General features: G+C 64.7%; 1 protein-coding gene and 1 pseudogene. Both read left to right on the top strand.

Going from position 1 to position 1,914, the window contains the following annotated elements:
* Positions 1-1,255 (top strand): annotated as a pseudogene (locus OC610_RS26660) (DNA ligase-associated DEXH box helicase); the annotation flags it as partial.
* Positions 1,255-1,914, top strand: a 660-nt coding sequence (pdeM, locus tag OC610_RS26655; protein WP_264432217.1) for a ligase-associated DNA damage response endonuclease PdeM, incomplete at its 3' end; no start/stop codon positions are given. The pseudogene OC610_RS26660 and the gene pdeM, both read left to right, overlap by 1 nt.

Raw genomic sequence — 1,914 nt, 5'->3', positions numbered from 1 at the left:
CCTGGGCGGCGGTTTCACCCCCGATGAGCTGTTCGACGAGGTCCGTAGCGCCTGGGCCTACCGCAACCTGAACCTGGCTGAATGGGCCTGGGCCCTGGCGTTCGTTCGTCACGGCGGGTTGTCGCTGACGGCCTACCCCGACTACCGACGGGTCGAACCGGACGAACACGGCATCTGGCGCGTCCCCGACGCCCGCCTGGCCAGGCGTCATCGCATGAGCATCGGCACCATCGTCAGCGACGCCAACCTGCAACTGAAATTCTGGAGCAAGGGCGGCGGCGGCAAGACCTTGGGCAGCGTGGAAGAAGGTTTCATCGCACGGCTGAGGCCTGGCGACGGGTTTCTCTTCGCCGGTCGATTGCTGGAACTGGTCCGGGTCGAAGACATGACTGCCTACGTGCGGCGCAGCCAGGCCAAGAAAGCCGCCGTACCGCGCTGGAACGGCGGGCGCATGCCGCTTTCCAGCGAGCTCGCCTCAGCTGTCGTGGCGCGCCTGAGCGAAGCCGCCGCCGGTCATTTCGACGGCCCGGAAATGCAAGCGGCGCAGCCCATGTTGAGCACGCAACTGCGCTGGTCCGGTTTGCCCACGCAAGGCACGTTGCTGGCCGAAACCCTCAAGTCCCGGGAAGGTTGGCACTTGTTCCTGTATCCATTCGCCGGACGCCAGGTTCACCTGGGACTCGCCAGCTTGCTGGCCTGGCGCGTCAGCCAACGGCAACCGGTGACGTTTTCCATTGCGGTCAACGACTACGGCCTGGAATTGCTCAGCGCCACCGAGCTGGATTGGTCGGCACACCTGAACCCGACGCTGTTGCGCACCGACCACTTGCTGGACGACGTCCTTGCCAGCCTGAACGCCGGCGAACTGGCCTTGCGCCGCTTCCGCGAGATCGCCCGGATCGCCGGGCTGGTGTTCGCCGGCTACCCCGGCGCGCCGAAGAGCACTCGGCAAGTCCAGGCGTCCAGCGGATTGTTCTTCCAGGTGTTCAAGCAATACGACGCCGACAACCTGCTGCTGGCCCAGGCCGGCGAGGAAGTCCTGCGCGAAGAACTGGATATACGCCGTTTGGAGCAGACTTTGGAACGCCTCGATACCTTGAAGCTCGACCTGCATGTCATCAAGCGCCCGACCCCGCTGGGTTTCCCGTTGCTGGTGGAGCGGTTCCGCGAAAGCATGAGTTCGGAAAAGCTCGCCGACCGCATTCGCCGAATGGTCAGCGAACTGGAAAGAACCGCCGATCGGGGGACCGCCTGATGGCCGCGCCCTATCCCGTCAACCTCGCCGGGGAAGAGCTCTGGCTGCTCCCGCAAAAAGCCCTGTACTGGCCCGCCCAGGAAACGTTGATGGTGGCGGATGTACATTTCGGCAAAGCCGCTGCGTACCGCAGCCTCGGCCAGCCGGTTCCCCATGGCACGACAGCGAGCAACATCGCGGAGCTCGATGCATTGCTGGCGAGCCTGCCCTGCCGACTGCTGATTTTCCTTGGGGATTTTCTCCATGGGCCCGGCTCCCATGCACCAGGAACCTTGATGGCGTTGGCGGACTGGCGTGCGCGACACCCGTCCCTGGCCATGACGCTCATACGCGGCAATCACGACAAGCGTGCCGGCGACCCGCCGCCGGACCTGAATATCCGCGTCGTCCCCGAGCCGCTGCTGCTGGGTCCTTTCGCCGTGCAACACGAACCGCACCCGCATTCGAGCCGACACGTGCTCGCCGGCCACGTGCACCCGGTCTACCACCTCAGTGGCAAGGGTCGGCAACGGCTGCGCCTGCCGTGCTTTCGCCTTGGTAGCGAAATCAGCCTGCTACCGGCCTTTGGCGCGTTCACGGGAGGCTATCGGGTCGAGCAAGGGAACGATTGCAAGATCTTTGTCATCGGCGACAACGAAATATGGCCCGTCCTGTCGAAG

The sequence above is a fragment of the Pseudomonas agronomica genome (assembly GCF_025917275.1).
Taxonomy (GTDB): domain Bacteria; phylum Pseudomonadota; class Gammaproteobacteria; order Pseudomonadales; family Pseudomonadaceae; genus Aquipseudomonas; species Aquipseudomonas agronomica.
The sequence above is the reverse complement of the archived record's forward strand: the minus strand, read 5'-3'. Positions and strand labels throughout refer to the sequence as shown.